Below are 20,165 nucleotides of genomic sequence, written 5' to 3'. Positions count from 1 at the left end.
TTTCTAACCTATAAAAGAGGCGGCAATCTGCCGCCTCTTTCATTTTGCATATTCTACAGCGCGGGTCTCGCGAATGACCGTTACTTTGATATTGCCCGGATAATCGAGTTCATTTTCAATTTTCTTCGTGATATCACGAGCCAATTGAAACGATTTCGCATCATCGACAAGATCCGGTTGAACAATAATTCGTATTTCGCGTCCAGCCTGAATCGCATACGATTTTTCAACACCCTCAAATGATTCAGAAATTTCTTCTAATTTTTCAAGGCGGTGAATATAGGCTTCAAGCGTTTCTCGACGAGCTCCAGGCCGTGCCGCAGACAGCGCGTCAGCAGCCGCTACGAGTACCGAAATGATCGATGTCGCTTCAGTATCTCCATGGTGTGAAGCAATGCTGTTAATGACAACCGGGTGTTCTTTGTATTTTTGTGCCAATTCAACACCGATTTCAACATGACTGCCTTCGACCTCATGATCAATCGCTTTGCCAATGTCATGCAATAAACCGGCCCGTCTTGCCAGATTCTCATCTTCACCCAGCTCAGCTGCCATCATTCCTGAGAGGAAAGCAACTTCCATTGAGTGCTTCAGTACATTCTGACCATAGCTGGTGCGATAATGCAGTCGTCCGAGAATCTTGATCAGATCCGGATGCAGGCTATGAACGCCGACTTCGAAAGTGCTTTGTTCACCATAATCACGAATCTTCTCATCAACCTCATGGCGTGCCTTCTCGACCATTTCCTCAATACGAGCCGGATGAATGCGTCCGTCTTGAACAAGCTTTTCCAAGGCAATGCGCGCAACCTCACGTCGAATCGGGTCGAATCCTGATAGGATAACTGCTTCCGGTGTATCATCGATAATTAAATCAATACCCGTTAAGGTTTCCAGTGTTCGAATGTTACGCCCTTCGCGCCCGATAATCCGGCCCTTCATCTCATCATTCGGAAGATTCACAACCGAAACCGTTGTTTCAGTTACATGATCAGCAGCACAACGCTGAATAGCTAGAGAAAGGATGCTCTTCGCCTTTTTTTCTGCATCTTCTTTCGCTTTCGATTCGATGTCTTTAGCGAGTTGTGCAGCCTCATGAGCAGTTTCCTGTTTGACTTGATTCAAGATAAGCTCTTTCGCCTCATCATTGGTCAAACCGGAAATCCGTTCCAGTTCAGACTGCTGTTTATGCAGTGCTTCCTCCACTTTGCTTTCCATCTCTTCAATTTGTCGACGTTTCTTGCTAAGCGTTTCCTCCCTTTTTTCCAATGATCTTTCTTTATTATCGAGAGATTCACTTTTTCGATCGAGCAGATCTTCTTTCTGCACGAGACGGTTTTCCAACCTCTGGAGCTCATTACGCCGATCACGCGCTTCGTTTTCGGTTTGATTTCTGAGCGTATGAATTTCGTCCTTCGCTTCCAGGAGTGCTTCCTTTTTTAAGGATTCTGCATCTCGATGAGCATCCTCAACGATCTGGTGTGCTGCAGTCTCAGCAGACGCAATTTTCGCCTCGGCAATGTTCTTTCGGATGTAATAGCCAACAAACAGACAAACGACAGAGATCAGTAGCGCAATGGAGATGATCACAACAATCGTGAATGTCATCATTTCACCTCCTTGCTTTTCCATATCGTCATTAGGTAAAGCAGATACGTTTCCTTTTGAATGATGCTTAACAGAGAAACGATAGGTAAGAGGTTTTTCACTTGATATTCCCATACAATTTTCAAACAGTACGAACCGCTTGAAAGGAAAATGGAAACTTAGCTCACTCTCTTTGTCGTTCTTTTAAGCATTTTCATGCGAAAAGTTTACATAATCAAGTAAATAGTAACTTTTTAGTTACAAGATCATTGTATAATTGCCCATTTAGGTTGTCAACCTTGCGCATTTGGAATCCGTGCAGTGGATTCATTTTGAGATAACATAACAAAGATCACAGGTAAGAAAATCAGGCTATTACTTCCGCAGGACGCGGTTATAAACCGTCAATTTTGTACCTGACTGACGGGCACTGCAGCTGCTCACTTGTCGCGTGGGCGCACCACGAGCCTCCTCAGACAGTCAGGAATCTGCGGGGTCTCGTTGGCACGCATCAACTAAGCGCGATCCCGCAGGCGCCAGAGTACCTCCGCTTTGATTCTCGGTCAAGACATGGGTCTATGGGTTTGAAGACGGGGCCAAATCTTGTACTTTCCTTACCTGACCTGTAAAAAAAGTGCCTGAAACCGGCACTCGTTTAAGCAAGTTGTTTATTCTTTGGTTGGAAGCGTTGCTGCTTCATCGGCAGTTTCATCCGCCGTCTCATCCAGATGATAGTGAACACGAATTTGATGTTTAATATCTTCTTTAACCGGTTCATTTTCTTTCAAGTAAAGCTTAGCATTTTCGCGCCCTTGGCCAAGGCGTTCTTTATTGTAGGAATACCAGGACCCGCTCTTTTCAACGATATCAAGGTCTGAACCAATGTCCAGAATTTCACCCTCTTGAGAGATTCCTTGTCCGTACATAATATCAACTTCCGCTTGTTTAAACGGAGGTGCTACCTTGTTCTTGACAACTTTAATACGTGCCCTGTTTCCGACAATATCATTACCAATTTTCAACGTTTCTGCGCGGCGTACTTCAAGACGAACAGACGCATAAAACTTAAGCGCGCGTCCACCCGGCGTCGTTTCAGGGTTTCCAAACATAACGCCGACTTTCTCACGAATCTGATTAATGAAAATTGCCGTTGTTTTTGATTTGCTGATTGCGCCGGACAGCTTTCTTAGCGCTTGCGACATAAGACGTGCTTGAAGCCCAACATGCGAATCGCCCATTTCGCCTTCAATTTCGGCCTTTGGTACTAAGGCAGCCACCGAATCGACGACAATAATGTCCACTGCTCCGCTTCGAACAAGTGCTTCTGCAATTTCGAGGGCCTGTTCCCCTGTATCAGGCTGGGAAAGGAGCAGTTCGTCAATGTTTACGCCTAAATGTTCTGCGTAGACCGGATCAAGTGCATGTTCTGCATCGATAAAAGCAGCTTGTCCACCACTCTGCTGCGCTTCAGCAATCGCATGTAGCGCAACCGTTGTTTTACCTGAAGATTCAGGTCCGTAAATTTCAATGATGCGGCCGCGCGGATAACCGCCGACACCCATTGCTATATCTAAAGCCAAGGAACCGCTCGATACTGTCGATACACGCTGTTCCGGCCGTTCTCCTAATCTCATAATTGATCCTTTACCAAACTGCTTTTCAATCTGGCGAAGTGCGCTGTCTAGTGCTGCCTTGCGTTCATTTTTTTCAGCCATAACCGCGATTCATCTCCTTCAACATTCTTTTTATCATCATACATTTTTTCAAGGATAAGCACAAGTGTTCTAGCGAATGTTTATTCGCCCTTTTTTTAATGATTTAAATTTGGAAGCTTCTGCAAGTGTCTTCTTACAAGGTCATAACCGGTTTTTGTTGATTGAATTCTAATTTTACGCCGTGATCCATTAAATTGAAACCGATAGCTCTGAGTTCCTTCCTGATCGGACAGTCCGATATATACGGTTCCAACTGCTTTTCCTTCACTCTTATCGGGCCCCGCAACGCCCGTAAAAGACAACCCAAGATCAGCATCGCAAAGTATTCTGACTGAAGAAGCCATTTTTTCCGCACAAGCAGCACTGACCGCGCCGTCCGTATTAAGAATGGATTCAGGTACATGAAGCACTTGATTCTTCACTTGATTTGTATAGCAGACCACGCCGCCGTTCAACACAGAAGAAGCGCCAGGGTAAGCCGCCAGCCAATCGGCAGCCATCCCCCCGGTCAGACTTTCAGCAAAAGCAATCGTTTTCTTCTGATTACGCATCAGTTGAAACACAATTTGCGGAAGTGAATCATCATCATATCCATAAAGATAGACACCAACACGAGCAGCGATTTTAGCCTCGATTTGGTCAAGCATTGCCTCTGCTGCATCTTTCCGGGCATGTTTCGCCGTCAACCGCAACGTGACTTCGCTTTCCTTTGCCAACGGCGCAATCGTCGGATTTGACTGGGCATCGATTAAATCAAGGATTTTTGTTTCCAATTGAGATTCGCCGATCCCAAAAAAGCGCAGAACACGAGATTGAATATGTTCTTCATTATGTGTGGACAACCAGCCGCGTGCGAAATCAAGAAACATCGGTTTCATTTCTGAAGGTACGCCGGGCATCAAAAGATAGATATGCTTTTTTGTGTCAACAATCATGCCTGGCGCCATCCCATGACGATTAGGCAGCACATGGCTTCCGTCAATAATCAGTGCCTGCTTTTTATTATTTTCAGTCATTTCACGTCCGGTGACTTGAAAGTAGTGAACAATACTGTCCATGGCCGCCTGATCCGTGACGAGCTTGCGTCCGAGAACACGCGCAACAGTCTCCTTCGTTAAGTCGTCCTTCGTTGGGCCCAATCCGCCGGTAAAAATGAGCAGGTCCGCCCTGTTCTCCGCATTTTTGATGACATCGATCATGCGCGCCTCATTGTCGCCGCATACGGTATGAAAGAAAACATCGACGCCAAGTGCGGCGAGCTGTTCCGAAATAAACTGCGCGTTCGTATTGGCAATTTGCCCGAGTAAAAGTTCAGAACCGACCGCAATGATTTCCGCATTCATGAGCAAGAACCCCTATCCTTGTTTTTCGCAACTCGTAATCTCTTATTTATTATCAAACACAGATACCTGCTTGCGCAAGTTATTTCGATCGAAAAACAAGTTCACGATTTTTATAAAAATAATCCACTCCGGAAAAGACGGTCAGGAACACAGCGATCCAGAGAATGATCTGGTCAAGTGGAAATCCATGGATACCAAAAGGAACATTATTGAATAAAAAGAGAATAATGGCGACCATTTGTGAGAAAGTCTTCCATTTTGCAATTTTACTTGCCGCAATGACTTCACCTTCTTCAACGGCAACCAGTCGCAAACCTGTTACGGCAAATTCTCGTGCCAAGATAAGAATGACCATCCAAGAAGCCATTCTTCCGATACCGACAAAAGCGACAAAAGCGCTCATAACAAGCAATTTATCCGCAAGTGGATCCAGTAATTTTCCAAAATTGGTGACCAAATGATATTTGCGCGCCAGTTGCCCATCCAACCAATCTGTAAACGAAGCAAGCATGAAAATAACCGCAGCAAGCAGCTGGGCAACCGAAAGATGATAATTTCCGGAATCAATCGCCCCAAGCGGCATCGGTACAAGCAGCAGAATTAAAAAGACAGGAATCATAATCATTCGTGCAACAGTTAATTTATTCGCGATATTCATCGATCGGTCATCCCTTCATCGTCATCTCATGATAAAAACAGTCTTACACTCAAAAAAAGTGAGCCGCCTTTATCGGCCGGCTCATGATGAATAAATCATTTGCTGAAATTAATGATCATGGTTTGCACCGTGCTCTGAGACGGGATAGCAACTTTTTTTCCATTAATCTTCAACTCTGTACCTGGTGCATTGCCAAATTTCAGTGACAACGACTGTACTTTGGAGGCATCAAAGTGATACGATTCTTGCCCCGTTTTTGATGCAGTTCCCTCTGCAATAGTTTGTCCCGTTTGATTGTCTTTTGCCTGAAACCAAGCTTGATTAGCTGTAGCAGCCGTAACGACTACATCAAATTTCTCCGTTCCAGATAGTGTATAGGTGGTTATGTTGCCTTCTTGTTTATCCTTTTTCAAAGTTTGTTCTGAAGACGTGTCCGAAGATTCAGTTGATGAGGAATCCGATGTATGTGACTTCGAACTGCTTTGAGAAGTACTGTCCGCTTTATATTGTACCGAGTTCGTATTGTTCTGGTCGGATGGCGAAGTCGGCTGATGTCCGGCGAACTGTGTCACTAGGATGTAGATAATCATCACACCAATTAAAACAAAAACAACAATAATTGCTTTATTGATCAGTGATGACCAATTATTCACCCGCACTGCACTGCGGCGAAGCTTTTTTGGTGCCTGTTCATTTTCGCTGCCATCCGGAGGCGTTACACGCGTTTCGATATGCTGACGCTCAACCTTTGGCATATCACCCGGATACTGTTCCGCCAGGCTTTTAAAGTCTAAGCCCACCGACTCAGCATAACTCTTGATAAAAGCTCGCGTATAAAACTCTCCTGGAAGCTGGCTGTAATCACCCTTCTCAATTGCTTCAAGGTAGCGTTTTTGAATTTTTGTTATCTTTTGGAGATCATCAAAGGATAAACCTTTCTGTTCTCGGGCTGTCTTCAGTTCTTGACCAAGTTCACTCAAAACTAACACCTGCCAATAGAAATTAAATAAAGCGATAAGCTCGAATTCGGCTACCGTGTCCGCTCATCATCCATCAAATCGATCAATCGGCCATGTCCGTTCGGTTTAAGCATGATTGCTCATCATCAATGCAAACCATTCGAATCCAACGATCTTCGAGATTTTTCTTATCCAAACAACGGATAAACGGAGCTGCATTCACTTTCTTACGTGCGAAACCATCATTTCGATTGTCAAACTTGCACTGAATCCCTCTTTTTCTCTATGTGCAACACGATCTGGAGATATAGGAAAGCTCCCTTTTCTAGCGTGCATTGCCTAATTATATGTATTTCGTAATCAAGATACCCTATTTTGCCGTTGGAAGGGAAAAAATCCTAACTACCAGGCCTAACACCGGATACCTTGAGATAATTTTTCAGTCACGTTCGAACCGAATCCCATGGAAGCAGCATCTAGACGCGCCACAGATCTTATGAGCACGACTAAGATGGCCCCTAAATCGGTCCAGCCCAGTTCAATGTGAACTGTTGTAACGTAAAATCTTTTGAATCCCTTTTTAGACATCTCTGATAATCCATACGCTGTTCACTATTAATATTATCATAACTTAGCACTTTTAACGATAAGATCCATTAAAAAGCAGAAGAATAAATTTCCATACATTATGCGCATGGATTTTGATTGACAGTAAGCCTCAAACGGCTGATGTTCCCCTATTTTTAGGCCATACAAATGACTAACAGTACCATGCACCATTTATCGATATGATTTGGCCATTAATGTATTCAGCAGAAGGACTCATTAAAAAATTGATGAGCGACGCAACTTCTTGCGGTTTGGCCATTCGCCCCATCGGAATCTCATCCTCAACCCGTTTGAGGTCTTCTTCAGAGAACACATCCATCATTGGCGTGTCCACCGCACCCGGCGCAACAGCGTTTACCGAGATCCCGCTTGGAGCCGCTTCCTTGGCCAATGCCTTTACAAAGGCATTCTGACCGCCTTTGACCATGGAATAAAGCACTTCTGTTGCCGCACCTTCCAGACCCCAGATGGATGAAACCATAAGGATCTGTCCCCTTTTGTTATGAATCATCGGCTTAATCAGTTGTTGAAGTAATCGAAATGGACTGGTTAGCTGAAGTTGAATGGTTTGTTTAATCACTTCATTGGCAACATCCTGAAACAAGTTAATCTCACTATTCCCGCTTGCGTAGACAACGCCGTCAATTGGTTGGTCAAGTTGTGCCATCAAGCATTCCGGACCTTTTTCATCCGAAAGATCCGCACAAACGAGAAGAAAAGCCTGATTTGGAAACCTTTCTCTCAGCTCCTGCTGAAGTTCTTCCGCTTTCTCTTTTGAGGAATAATAATGCAAATACAATGAGGAACCCGATGCAGCTAGCGCACGGGCTGCCGCGCTGCCAATGGCCCCACTGGCACCCGTGATTAACAGCGTGTTCATGGTCATCACTCCGTTTCCTTCATCTTCCGCTCACTTCGTCGCTTTGTTTTGGCACGAGCACCGTGCGCGGCTTACTTCCCTCATAGGGACCGACGACATGCCGTTCTTCCATTGCGTCAATTAATCGTGCAGCACGTGTATAGCCGATTCGGAAGCGTCGCTGAAGCATTGAGACGCTTGCCGTCTGCATGTTGACAACAAGCTGAACGGCATCGTCATAAAGCGCATCGTCCACGTCGTTATGCGCTTGTTCCGGCTGATCTGCCGGAATCATATCTTGTTGATAGTTTGCTTTTTGTTGCCCAACGACATGGTGAACCACAGCTTCAACTTCCTGATCCGACAAAAAAGCACCTTGTATCCGCACGGGCTTTGAAGCGCCGATTGGAAGGAAAAGCATATCGCCTTTTCCCAGCAATTTCTCAGCACCTCCTGAATCCAGGATTGTTCGGGAATCCATCATTGATGAAACGCTAAAGGCAATCCGGGAAGGAATGTTTGCTTTAATTACGCCCGTAATGATGTCGACCGATGGCCGCTGCGTTGCAATAATTAAATGAATCCCTGCTGCCCGCGCCATTTGTGCCAGTCTGGTCACCGTTTCTTCCACGTCTTTCGATGCAACCATCATCAGATCGGCAAGTTCGTCAATAATGACAACAATATAGGGCATAAGCGGTTGCTTTTCTTCATGTTCCTTGTTGAATTTGCGCACCGCCTCATTATAGCTCTCCAAATTGCGCGTCCCGCTTTCAGAAAACAGCTCATAGCGCCGTTCCATTTCACCAAGAACATTTTTCAAGCCCAGTGCAGCTTTTGCAGGGTCCGTAACGACCGGCGTTAATAAGTGCGGAATCCCATTGTATACATTCAATTCAACCATTTTCGGATCAATCATAAACAGCTTCACTTCACTCGGTTTTGTTCGCATGAGCAAGGTAATAATAATCCCATTGATGCAAACACTTTTTCCGCTGCCGGTTGCCCCGGCAACAAGCAAGTGTGGCATACGATTTAAATCGGCAAGTATCGGTTCTCCGGAAATATCGCGTCCAAGCCCAATGGTCAGTTTGGATGCGGCACGCTTTGCATTGGATGACTCCAGCACCTCACGAAGACAGACCATCGCCACTTCCTGATTTGGGACCTCGATGCCGACTGCTGATTTTCCGGGGATTGGCGCTTCAATACGAATATCCTTGGCGGCAAGCGCTAGCGCGAGGTCATCACTCAAGTTGAGGATGCGGCTAACCTTAACACCCGCCTCAGGATAGACCTCATAACGCGTGACCGCCGGACCTAAATGCACCTCTTTAACCGTCGCACGTACACCGAAACTCTCAAACGTCCGTTCCAATGTGCGCACATTTTCAGCGATATGGCTACGTTCGCTTTTCTGTGCGTTATTTCCCGGCATGCGCAGGAGCGACAGGGGCGGCAACTGATAGTCTTCATTCTCTACGGGCATTTGTGAAAAATCAGGCGCCTGGATGTCTTCATCGCTCTTCTCAGACGGTGACAGTAATTCTTCTGCCGACATTTGTTCTGTTTGATTCATTGCCGTTTCATTGAAATCATGGATCTCCGGCTCTGGCGCCCTCTCAGATTCATGTAGCGGCGGCGCGTCGACAGGCGGTTTCTCATTGTTTGTTTCGTTCTGTTGTTTCTCATCCGCCTTCATTTTTTTCTTTTTTGCCCGATTATCTGAAAATGTTTTAAATGAGCTTGTCCAATGTGCAGCACTCGTTTTTATTGAGTGAAGAAATCCGTCAACGATTTTTCGGACGAATGATCCAATTGAATGTCCCGTAATCAGGATTGCGGATACAAGAAACAAAAAGAACGTCATAAAGTAGGTTCCTGTTGTAGAAAAAAGATAATAAAAAAAGGCAAAGCCAATCGCACCAATTAAGCCGCCGCCAAGTCCTTGACTAGGAATTGCCCCGGATAATTCGCCTTTAAAAAGCAGAAATGTATTGACAATGACTGAACGGTTTTGCCAAGTGTTAACCGTAGAAAGCGCCTCAAATAAACGAACATGACTGATTAAAAGCATGGTAAACATCAATAAATAAATGCCGCATAGTCTTCTTGTAAAAAACTCTGGTTGTTTGCGAAACAGCACATAATAAACGGAGAGCACAAGGAAAAAAAGCAGGAAGAGTACCCACAGATTTCCGGTGAAGAGACGTGCAGCTTCTTTAATCACTTCACCAGCTGCACCCAAGCTGCTAATCCCTATGCAGGTTAACGCAAACATACATAGTCCGCCGATCTCATAAATCAGCGTGGTCTTCCAACCAATGCTTGTGCGCGTTTTTTTCTTGCTTCGTTTCTTCTTTGCCATGATTCCCCTGCTCCTCATTTCATTCTCATAGAATCTCTGTGTCGTACTTGCTATTTTTAATTTACTCTATATGTCTGTTTTTAGCAAAAGACGATCGTAGGCGATCCATGCGTCTCCTTCACACCATCCAGAGCCCTGCGTCTTAAAATCAGTTAACGATTGGTTCAACATAAAGCCCCCTAAAGTTGAATTTTTATCGTCCAACTTTAGGGGGCTCATTCAATGCTGCAAACCTGGTTTTAAAATTCCATGATAATTGGCAATATCATTGGACGGCGTTTGGTTTTATCAAAAAAGTAGCGACTGAGCGAATCTCTAATTCCGCTTTTTAGCGATGACCATTCAGATACATGTTGTGTAAGCGATTTAGACAACACATTGGAAACGATATGATTAGCTTGATCTAAAAGATCTTCTGATTCGCGCACATAGACAAATCCGCGCGTAATGATTTCCGGCCCTGCAAGGATTCTTTTCGTTCTACGTCCCAAGGTAACGACAACAATCACTGTTCCGTCTTGAGAAAGGAGACGGCGATCTCTTAAAACAATATTTCCTACATCACCGACTCCGAGTCCGTCAACCAGCAATTGGCCCGCCGGCACTGAATCCGCTGACCGTGCTGCACCTTTGCTGAACTCGACAACATCGCCTTTATCCAGCAAAAAAACGTGGCTTGGCTGCACGCCCATTGATTCAGCAATTTCCTGATGAGCTTTCATCATTTTGAATTCGCCACCAATGGGGATCACATACTTCGGTCGCGTCAATTGAAGCATCAATTTAATATCTTCTTCTGACCCGTGCCCTGAAACATGGACGTCTTTGCCAAATACTACACGTGCACCTTGACTCATTAAACGGTCAATGGCATTCGTTACAGCTTTCTCATTACTTGGGGTTTGTGATGCAGCATAGATAATCAGATCATTTTCTTTGAGTCTCAATTTTTTATGAAGATGATCGGCAAGATTTGACATAGGTGTCAAAGGATCGCCGTCAGAACCGCTTGATAAAATCGCAAGTTCTTGAACCGGGCATTTTAGCGATTTCTCCCAATTCAATAAAAGATGCTGCGGTATTTTCAAAAATCCCTCGCGTGCAGCGATTGAAATGACCCGTTCTAGATATTTTCCATCAATCGCTACTTTGCGATTATGATGGTCACAGGCATCAAAGAACTGCTGAATACGGTATATATTGGTCGCGTGAATCGTGACAATCACGCGTCCTTCCGCAGAATAAAGAATATGATTCAGCTTATCACCGATGATCGAATCGGATGGGGTTTTGCCCGGCAATTCCGCACGTTTACTGTCGGAAAGCAAGCACAGAACGCCTTTGTCTCCAAATTCGGAGATTTTACTGACATCGGTTCGAACGCCTCCAACTGGGGTAAAGTCAAATTTGTAGTCCCCTGTATGCACAATATAACCTTGTGCCGTTTGGATTGCATAACCGATTGAATCCGGCACACTGTGATAAGTTCTGAAACAGTCAATGACACAGTGTCCTGTTTTAATGCGCTTGTCCGGATTAACGGTACGGAATAAATCCTTCGGGAAACTAACACCGACTCGTCGAAGACTTTCCCAAACCAATGCAAGTGTAAAACGTGTTCCATAAACCGGAACTCTCAGTTTTCGCAACAAATACGGGAGTCCACCAATGTTCGCTTGGTGTCCGTGTGTCAGATAAATCCCCTTAATCTGATCACTCCGTTCGACTAAATACGAAACATCCGGTATTACAGTATCGACGCCAAGCATATCTTCATGTGGATGCATCAATCCTGCATCAATAATATAAATGTCATTTTCAACTTCAATGACCGTCATATTATTTCCAATTTCACCAACGCCGCCCATTGCATAAATTTTCACGCTGTCTTTCTTCTTAGCATGCTTCAATGGGCATTCCTCCTATAAAGTTGAGCAGTCATCGCTATTGACCCGAACTAATCATTGCCTTTATTATACCCAATACCTCTACTAAAGTACAATTATTTCGCAATGATTCCGAATACGGATCGCATCATTGCATTACTTTGTTTCGCATAATTTTGTTTGATTAAGCAAATCGTGTGCAGACTCAACCGCTGCTATCCGCATTGCTTCAGTCAACTGCTCAATATGGAGACTTGGTGATTCACTATTTTTAATTTGTTCCGATAAATAGGGCACATGAATAAAGCCGCCGATAATCGGTTTCTCGAATTTTTGCAATCCATGCATCAGGTTGTAAAAAACATGATTGCAAACAAAGGTGCCGGCATCTTCCGAAAGTTCAGCCGGAATATTCATGTGTTGTATCGCGCTGACGATCTCATTCAACGGCAAGTCGGATGCATAACGCTGAGGACCGTTTTCACTAATTCTCTGTTCTTTTATAATGACTCCGTCGTTATCCGGTCTTTCCGAATGAATTCTGTTCACTGCAAAACATTCCGGTGTAATTGCTTTGCGGCCGCCTGCTTGTCCGACTGCAATAATAATATCCGGACAAATGACACGTGCTGATGCCAGAAGACGTTCTGCTGCTTCATTGTAAGTCACGGGCAATTTGGTGGCAAAAAGCTCAATTGATTCCCCCGTCTGCATCCCATCCAAACGCCTTACCGCTTCCCACGAAGCATTCCACTTGCTTCCTCCAAATGGCGCGAAACCGCTCAACAATACTCTCATTTCCAATTCCTCCAGTAAAAAATAAAAAGGCGATTTAAGCGGATTTATCCGCCTTCTCACCTTTTTTTCATTTTCATTTATTTGTAATACCTAAACGAGAACTTTTCTTAAATGCATGATAGACATTCAGCAATGACTCAAGCTCTTGATCTGTCAGTGCAACCATTGGCAGTCGAACACCGCCAACGCGAAGCCCAAGATGATTAAGAAGCGCTTTCACTGGAGAAGGACTCGGTGCAGCGAACAATTCGCGCATTAACGGGAGCATCATTCGATGTTTTGCAGCCGCCTCTTTAACCCGTCCCTGACTATAATCCTCCATCATCTGTTTCATTTCTGGAGCAATCACATGCGACGCGACCGAAATTACGCCATGCCCGCCAATCGATAGAATAGGCAGCGTCAATCCATCATCCCCGCTATAAAGATGGAATTGATCATCCGTACCGTTAATAATTTCAGCCATTTGATCTAAATTCCCGCTTGCTTCTTTAACCGCCACAACATTATCGATTTTCGATAGTTTAATAATTGTTTCTGCGTCAATGTTTACTTTCGATCGGCTTGGGATATTGTAGATAACGACAGGAACGGCCACCTGATCGGCAATCGCTTTATAGTGTGCATAGATTCCTGCTTGATTCGGTTTATTATAGAATGGTGCAACAGCCATAATTGCGTCGACACCTAAGTTCGCCGCCTCTTTCGAAAATGCTACAGACAACTCTGTATTATTCCCGCCGGTACCGACGATTACTTTAATTCTCCCGTCCACAACCCGAACGACATGCTCAAATAAAGCTAATTTTTCATCATGGGACAACGTTGGTGATTCTCCCGTTGTACCGGCCACCACAACCCCATCTGAACCGGTTTTTATTAAGTGCTCTAAAAGCACGGTTGTTTGATGTAAATCCACTTTTCCGTTTTTATCAAAAGGGGTGACCATGGCTGTCAATAATCGCCCAAAATCCATTTTTCTCACTCCTGTTTCGGATGTTGCAAAGCTGATCCGTCTTTTTCATTTTCTAGATGGAATGCTTTGTGAAGCGCATTAACCGCTTCATTCATCTTCGTTTGCTTTACCAAAACCCAAATCGTATTGTGCGAGTCGGCCGATTGTAAAATCCGGATGCCTCGCTCCGTTAATGCATTGACGATTCGTGAGGCCACTCCAGGTTCACCGGCCATTCCGGCACCGACCGCTGAAACTTTTGCACAGCCGGTCTGTACTTCAGGAACATGGCCTTTTGCACGAAGCACACGTACCGCGCGTTCCGTAGTTTCTGCACTCACTGTGTAAACAACACCGCTAGGACTAATGTTAATAAGATCGACACTGATGCCGTTTTCTGCCATTGTCTTGAAAACCTTAGCCTGCAAATCATACTCATTTTTGCCTGCACGCACACGGATTTGGGTCACGTTTCGTACATAGGTAATCCCCGTTACTGGTCGTTCAGCCAAGTCCTGTCCCCGTCCGGTACGATTCACAGCGGTCACTAACGTCCCAAGGCCGTCCGACAGAGTGGAACGGATATGGATTGGCACCTTGGCGGTCATTGCAATCTCCACCGCTCGAGGGTGGATCACTTTTGCTCCTTGGTAGGCAAGATTGCATACTTCATTGTAAGTAAGCAGCGACAGTTGTCGTGCGTCACTGACAATTCGGGGATCCGCCGTCATCACGCCGTCAACATCCGTGAATATATCGATCCATTCAGCGTCCAGTGCAGCGCCAAGTGCAGCAGCCGATGTGTCGCTTCCTCCACGTCCGAGCGTCGTGATCTCGCCATCAGCTGTACTTCCTTGGAAACCAGCAACAACAATCACATCATTTGTTTCTAGCCGCTTTATCAGCGAATTTACCTTCATCTCGACAATTTTTGCTTCATTGAAACTGCGGTTGGTTCGAAAACCGGCTTGAGCACCTGTCATCGCTTCCGAATGCAGCCCTGCTTGTTTCAAAAGATTTGAGAAAACGACCATTGATATGGTTTCACCGCAAGACATTAAAATATCTTTTTCGCGCGGCGAACACATCGTACCGCTCACCAGTCCAAGCAGAGTATCCGTAGCATACGGATCGCCTGAACGTCCCATCGCCGACACAACGACAACCACTTTATATCCCTTGCTTACAGCGTGCCGCACATGCTGAACGGCACGCTGTCTCATTTGTTCCGTTTGTACGGATGTTCCGCCAAACTTTTGAACAATGATTTTCACATTTGTTCACCCTTTCGCATAAGGGAGATCTCGAAACAATTTCTGTGCCGACACGAATCAAAACTTCACTAAACCAAGTTTTAGAAGTCTTTCCGCTATCTGTACCGAATTCCAAGCAGCACCCTTCAGCAAATTGTCCGACACAATCCATAAGTGGAATCCGTTGCTTACATCAGGATCCCGGCGAATTCGACCGACGAAAACCTCTTTTTTACCCGATGCAGAAGCCGGCATTGGATAAATCTGATGTGCTGGATCATCTTGCAAGATGACTCCCGGTGCATCTGCCAACAGCTTTTTCAAATCTGATGCAGAAACATCGGTTTGGTCGATTTCAATATATACGGACTCGCCATGACTGATACTTACAGGCACACGCACGCAAGTCGCGGAAACTTTGATCTCCTGATCATCCATAATTTTTTTTGTTTCATTGATCATTTTCATTTCTTCAAACGTATAATCATTTGGTTGGAACAAATCAATTTGCGGAATTGCATTAAATGCCATTTGAAAATGTTTTTTGTCGCCTTTAACCGGCATAATCGCTGCTTCCGGTTTCTTTCCGTCCAAGACCTGACGAGATTGTTCTTCCAATTCAGCGATTGCTTTCGCTCCCGCTCCGGACACCGCTTGGTAAGTTGAGACAATAATCCGATTTAAGCCATAGGCTTGGCGAATGGGCTCAAGTGCAGCAACCATTTGAATGGTTGAACAGTTTGGATTGGCGATAATGCCATGATGCTGAGCCAACGCCTTTTCATTCACTTCGGGAACGACAAGCGGAACCTGCGGATCCATACGAAACGCACTCGTATTATCGACAACAATTGCGCCGCGTTTCGCTGCTTCAGGAGCAAGTTGCTTTGAAACAGATCCGCCTGCGCTGAATAACGCGATATCTATATGCTCAAATGATTCAGGCTTTGCTTCCTCAATCGTCCATGATTTTTCACCAAACATAATGGATTTTCCTGCTGAACGTGCGGATGCAAGCGGCAAAAGCGATTTCACAGGCAGCGGCGAACCTTCCAACATCTGAACCATTCGGGTTCCAACGGCACCGGTTACGCCGACAACCGCCACATTTAAACCTTCTGACTTAAGCAAAACCATCTCTCCTCTATATCACTCAATAGATTTTCCTATCATTATATTATCATTTGAGGCTTAAAGAAAAGGACTATTCGAAAAAATGTCCTTTTTTACCGAAAAATACAGTTTTATTTTATCACAATTACATATAGAGAGAAGCAGGTATTATTTGTTTTTTGCTGATTTTTCAACTAAGATTGGCTGATTTTGTTTTCCAAGAATGGCGTGTTCAACGGTTTCAACAAGCAAATCCATATGCGATACAAGGGAATTCGGCTTTTTTATCGGATCATCTTGACCGAACGGAATAAAATAAATATTTTTTGCGACAATTAATTTAGCAATATTTTGTAAATTAAGCCCTAAACCATCATTAGTCGAGATGCCGAGCACGACAGGGCTTCCATTGCGCAAGGTTGCTTTTGCGGCCATCAGGACCGGCGAATCCGTTTGTGCGTTGGCGAATTTGCTCATCGAGTTCCCGGTCAGTGGTGCGATAACCATGCAATCCAGTGGTGTTTTCGGCCCGTACGGTTCCGCTTCAACAATCGAATCAACCACTTTTTTTCCGCTTATATCTTCAAACCTGCTGATCCAATCGCTTGCCTTGCCAAATCGCGTACTGGTTGTTTTAACCGTATAGGTGACAAATACTGAGACATCACAACCTGCTTCAACCAGTTTTTCAATCTGAGGGACAACTTGACTATAGGTACAATGAGAGGCCGTAATGCCAAAGCCAATATGTTTGCCTTTAAGACTCATGATTTATCCTCCTTTGAAAAATTATCGAGCAACAGATCCGCCAGCACATTTGCAATAACTCGCCCCGCTGTCTTGGGGGCAACCATTCCCGGAAGCCCCGGCGTTATAATTGCTTTGATTCCTCGTTTTTTTGCGAAGCGGAAATCCGTTCCCCCCGGGAGCGATGCAATGTCCATGATAAAACTGCTAGCAGGCATGCGCGACAATACTTGACTTGTCAGCACTAAAGCAGGAATTGTATTGATACATATTTCATTGTCTTCTACTTCTTTTTCTAAGTCTTTTAGGTAGAAGCCTTTGACTCCCATTTCAATCGCACGCGCAATTTGCGCCGGATTTCTTGAACCGACTTTCACATGTGCACCGAGCGCATGAAATGCGCGTGCAACGCTCATGCCGGTACGTCCAAGACCAAGGACGATAACATTTGCATCATGTATCGTGATATCAGTATTTTGAATGACCATCATCAGCGTGCCTTCTACCGTAGGAATCGAATTGTAGATGGCCACATCGTCTCGTGCAAATAGCTTAACTAACCCGCGACCGGTTTCCGCGACAAGTTGATTCAAATAACGGGTTGTGATTCCCGAATAAATAACGCAATGTTCCGGAGTCTTTGCCACCCATTCCTTTGTCAACTTAACCTTTTCATTTGAGAAGGTCGTCTCAACAATTCCCTCTTGACTGGTTCCGCTCACAGGTAGGATAATGCTATCAACAGTTCCAGGGTTAATTTCATCCATTGTGACTTTCGAAGCACCGTTAAAATTTCGATCCAGCTGATCAAAACCGACAAGCGACAGATGAGCATCAAGCGCGATTAATTTGTTAATGACTTCAATCTGCCGGGCGTCCCCTCCCATGATCACAATATGTCTGTTCGTCAGCATCAACGTTCCCTCCGCTTGGCTATTTTCTATAAAAATTCAATTTGCGCATAGCCGTATTTTCCTTCAACACTTTATGGTATGACGAATACCCAGTAGTGTGATTTCATTTCGTGTAGGTAAGAAAAACCGGGCAAAATACGCCCGGTCCTTAATTTCCAACCATGTATGATGGTCTCCTGTCTTTTCGGTGCTGAATCGCCGCTTCGGTTACTCGCTTGCCGCGGGCGCACCGCGAGTCTGCGGGGTCTCGCTGGCACGCTGTTCCCGCTGGCGCCAGAGTACCTCCGCTTTGACTCTTGGCCAAGACACTGGTCTATTGGCTTGAAAACAGGGCAAAATCATGTACTTTCTTTACCTGTAAGAAAAACCGGGCAAAAAGCGCCCGGTCCTTACTTCCGCCTTCCATTCGGGCTTTGTTCATCACCTTGTGCACAAACGACACTCCAGCTGCTCGCTTGCCGCGGGCGATCCGGAAGCCTCCTCGGACACGCAATTGATCTGCGGGGTCTTCCTTGGCTCGCTGTTCCCGCAGGCGTCTCGCGCTTTCGTGTCTCGAGCTAACTCTTATTGATGAAATTGCCGCTTATCGTTCTACACCAAAGCAAAATCATAAACTTTCTTTACCTGTTAGAAAAGTTTCTTCATACATGTATGATGGTCTCCTGTCTTTTCGGTGCTGAATCACCGCTCCGATTGCTCGCTTGCCGCGGGCGCACTGCGAGCCTCCTCAAACAGACAGGAATCTGCGGGGTCTCGTTGGCACGCTGGTCCCGCAGGCGCCAGAGCCCCTCCGCTTTGATTCTTGGCCAAGACACTGGGCTATTGGTTTGAAGACAGGGCAAATTCTATACTTTCTTTCCCTGTAAGAAAAACCGGGCAAAATACGCCCGGTCCTTACTTCCGCAGGATGCGGTGGCTTTCGCGTTGCATACAGGACGTATGCGCACTTAGCGAAAGTTCTAAAAGCTAAACTCTCTATAATCGAACAAAAGACTCGACGTTAAGTCATGTCGAGTCTTTTGTGATACGTTCTATTCCATTGAGCTGTCGATTCAGAGAGTGCCTGGCATTTTGCCGCTTGGACTGACAATCGAGCAAGCGTAAGGTTGTTCAAACACGTGTTGGGCCGTCTTTTGAACATCATCAATGGTTACAGCATCAATTAATGCAACCGTTTCATCAATACTGCGTTCTTTTCCCAGAACCAATTCATTTTTTGCATTACGTCCCATTCGCCCATTCGTACTTTCAAGCCCGAAAATGAGACTTCCATTAATCTGTGCTTTGCTGCTTTCAAGTTCTGCTTCTGAAATCCCTTGATCGACAAATCGATGGATGGTATCCAGCAATGCTTTTCCGAGATCATCGATTTGATCAGCGCCTGTGCCGCCATATACAGTAAGCAAGCCGCTGTCTTTAAACGATGAGTGAAAAGAGAACACCGAATAGGCAAGCCCGCGCTCTTCGCGTATTTCTTGAAACAACCGACTGCTCATCCCGCCGCCAAGCGCATTATTCATTACCATAAGCGGTGCTAATTCTCGGTCATGGTTACTGTAACCAGAAAATCCTAGACAGATATGCGCCTGTTCTGTTTCTTTCTTACGGGCAATCTTCCCGGGATTAAAACAAGGCACAGCCGATCGTTCCGCCGATTGCACACTACCAAAGTCAGAAAAAAGAGCTTCGATTTCTTGGACGATCCCTTCGTCTGCATGACCTGCAACGGAAATCACGACATGATCCGGCGTATAGTGGGTACGCATATAGCGGCGCAGTCCATCGGGATCAAAGCCTGCCAAAGTTTCGCGAGTACCCAAAATCGGAAAACCGAGGGGATGATGGTTGAAGCTTACCGCATTCAATAAATCATGAACAAGATCGTCTGGTGTGTCTTCATACATCTTGATTTCCTCGCCAATCACTTGCTTTTCTTTTTCCATGTCCTGCTTTTCAAACTTGGAATTGAAGAACATATCGGCTAGCACGTTTACCGCAAAGTGTGCATCCCGATCCATGACCTTTGCATAATAACACGTGGTCTCCTTTGAGGTGAAAGCATTGACCTGTCCGCCAATTTTATCAAAAGTCTCCGCTATATCGCGTGCAGTACGCGTTTTGGTGCCCTTAAAAAGCATGTGCTCAATAAAATGAGAAATTCCATTGTTTGTATGGTTTTCAAATCGTGTGCCTGTTCCTACCCATATTCCAATGCTGACCGAACGAACATTTGGAATATTTTCCAGCAGTATACGCACACCATTCTTTAATGTTTTTTTGCTTATCAAAAATTGTTCCCCCTGAACTCGTAGATCGATCGCACGCTAAATACTATATCACGATCAAAAAATGGCGACAAACCATTAATCCGCATCTGTTCCAGGTTAGCCTGGCTTTTGTT

The 20,165-nt window shown here is 45.1% G+C and carries 15 protein-coding genes; all 15 read right to left on the bottom strand.

Features of this window, described 5'->3' with window-relative positions:
• Nucleotides 1-39: 39 nt before the first annotated feature.
• Nucleotides 40-1,608 carry a ribonuclease Y gene (rny, locus tag K7399_RS04380; RefSeq protein ID WP_028975735.1) on the bottom strand — a complete coding sequence of 523 codons (1,569 nt, stop codon included), beginning with the start codon at nt 1,606-1,608 and terminating at the stop codon, nt 40-42.
• Between the two features lie 647 nt (nt 1,609-2,255).
• Nucleotides 2,256-3,302 (bottom strand): recombinase RecA, encoded by a 1,047-nt coding sequence (recA, locus tag K7399_RS04375; RefSeq protein ID WP_028975734.1) that lies wholly within the window; start codon nt 3,300-3,302, stop codon nt 2,256-2,258.
• 95 nt (nt 3,303-3,397) lie between these two features.
• A complete protein-coding gene (locus K7399_RS04370) occupies nt 3,398-4,645 on the bottom strand; it encodes a competence/damage-inducible protein A (RefSeq protein WP_028975733.1) in 1,248 nt (415 codons plus the stop codon).
• Nucleotides 4,646-4,724: 79 nt separating this feature from the next.
• Nucleotides 4,725-5,303 carry a CDP-diacylglycerol--glycerol-3-phosphate 3-phosphatidyltransferase gene (gene pgsA, locus K7399_RS04365; protein ID WP_028975732.1) on the bottom strand — a complete coding sequence of 193 codons (579 nt, stop codon included), beginning with the start codon at nt 5,301-5,303 and terminating at the stop codon, nt 4,725-4,727.
• 95 nt (nt 5,304-5,398) lie between these two features.
• The gene (locus K7399_RS04360; protein ID WP_223362482.1) at nt 5,399-6,292 is read right to left on the bottom strand and encodes a helix-turn-helix domain-containing protein; all 894 of its coding nucleotides are present in this window, start codon (nt 6,290-6,292) and stop codon (nt 5,399-5,401) included.
• A gap of 730 nt (nt 6,293-7,022) precedes the next feature.
• Nucleotides 7,023-7,751, bottom strand: a complete 729-nt coding sequence (gene ymfI / locus K7399_RS04355; protein ID WP_028975730.1) for an elongation factor P 5-aminopentanone reductase — start codon at nt 7,749-7,751, stop codon at nt 7,023-7,025.
• Nucleotides 7,752-7,770: 19 nt separating this feature from the next.
• The gene (locus tag K7399_RS04350; RefSeq protein WP_028975729.1) at nt 7,771-10,098 is read right to left on the bottom strand and encodes a DNA translocase FtsK; all 2,328 of its coding nucleotides are present in this window, start codon (nt 10,096-10,098) and stop codon (nt 7,771-7,773) included.
• A 239-nt stretch (nt 10,099-10,337) separates the two neighbouring features.
• On the bottom strand, nt 10,338-11,966 hold the full coding sequence (locus K7399_RS04345) for a ribonuclease J (RefSeq protein ID WP_051577739.1): 1,629 nt from the start codon (nt 11,964-11,966) through the stop codon (nt 10,338-10,340).
• Nucleotides 11,967-12,140: 174 nt separating this feature from the next.
• On the bottom strand, nt 12,141-12,782 hold the full coding sequence (locus K7399_RS04340; protein ID WP_051577734.1) for a pyroglutamyl-peptidase I: 642 nt from the start codon (nt 12,780-12,782) through the stop codon (nt 12,141-12,143).
• A 73-nt stretch (nt 12,783-12,855) separates the two neighbouring features.
• Nucleotides 12,856-13,758: a 4-hydroxy-tetrahydrodipicolinate synthase gene (gene dapA, locus K7399_RS04335; RefSeq protein ID WP_028975726.1), complete on the bottom strand. Its 903-nt coding sequence runs from the start codon at nt 13,756-13,758 to the stop codon at nt 12,856-12,858.
• 5 nt (nt 13,759-13,763) lie between these two features.
• On the bottom strand, nt 13,764-15,011 hold the full coding sequence (dapG, locus tag K7399_RS04330) for an aspartate kinase (protein ID WP_028975725.1): 1,248 nt from the start codon (nt 15,009-15,011) through the stop codon (nt 13,764-13,766).
• A 57-nt stretch (nt 15,012-15,068) separates the two neighbouring features.
• Nucleotides 15,069-16,127, bottom strand: coding sequence for an aspartate-semialdehyde dehydrogenase (locus K7399_RS04325; RefSeq protein WP_223362481.1), 1,059 nt, complete (start codon nt 16,125-16,127; stop codon nt 15,069-15,071).
• Between the two features lie 144 nt (nt 16,128-16,271).
• Nucleotides 16,272-16,871 (bottom strand): dipicolinate synthase subunit B, encoded by a 600-nt coding sequence (gene dpaB / locus K7399_RS04320; RefSeq protein ID WP_028975723.1) that lies wholly within the window; start codon nt 16,869-16,871, stop codon nt 16,272-16,274.
• Nucleotides 16,868-17,764, bottom strand: coding sequence for a dipicolinic acid synthetase subunit A (gene dpaA, locus K7399_RS04315; RefSeq protein ID WP_028975722.1), 897 nt, complete (start codon nt 17,762-17,764; stop codon nt 16,868-16,870). Before dpaA ends, dpaB begins: the two co-directional genes overlap by 4 nt.
• Nucleotides 17,765-18,816: 1,052 nt before the next feature.
• Complete coding sequence (locus tag K7399_RS04310) at nt 18,817-20,052, bottom strand: M16 family metallopeptidase (RefSeq protein ID WP_028977656.1); 1,236 nt, start codon at nt 20,050-20,052, stop codon at nt 18,817-18,819.
• Nucleotides 20,053-20,165: the final 113 nt, after the last annotated feature.

Origin of the sequence: Sporolactobacillus terrae (genome assembly GCF_019930545.1) — a bacterium.
Classification (GTDB): Bacteria; Bacillota; Bacilli; order Bacillales; family Sporolactobacillaceae; genus Sporolactobacillus; species Sporolactobacillus terrae.
The sequence above is the reverse complement of the archived record's forward strand: the minus strand, read 5'-3'. Positions and strand labels throughout refer to the sequence as shown.